The sequence below is a fragment of the Bradyrhizobium sp. CCBAU 45389 genome (assembly GCF_028128625.1).
GTDB lineage: Bacteria > Pseudomonadota > Alphaproteobacteria > Rhizobiales > Xanthobacteraceae > Bradyrhizobium > Bradyrhizobium liaoningense_B.
The window spans coordinates 1-212 of sequence record NZ_LBIY01000011.1 but is presented as its reverse complement, the minus strand read 5'-3'; the positions used below and the strand labels follow the sequence as shown (position 1 = coordinate 212).

The window sequence follows — 212 nt, the reverse complement described above, 5'->3', positions numbered from 1 at the left end:
CCATCGATGATCACTCCAGAAGAACTTTTGAGACTTGAGACGGTCGGCGTGTTGCGCAATGGGCGGCGTCGCTATGATCCGGCCAGCAAACAGCGGCTGGTCGAGGCCTGTCTGCAGCCTGGCGTGTCGCTGGCGGGGCTGGCGTTGCAACACGGCGTGAACGCGAACCTGCTGCGCAAGTGGGTGGCCAAGCGACAACGTCAGAACGGGGA

The 212-nt window shown here is 62.7% G+C and carries 1 protein-coding gene; it reads left to right on the top strand.

From position 1 onward, the window contains the following. Positions 1-6: 6 nt before the first annotated feature. Positions 7-212 (top strand): transposase (locus tag XH79_RS06745; RefSeq protein ID WP_271581143.1); only part of this gene is annotated, 206 nt, incomplete at its 3' end.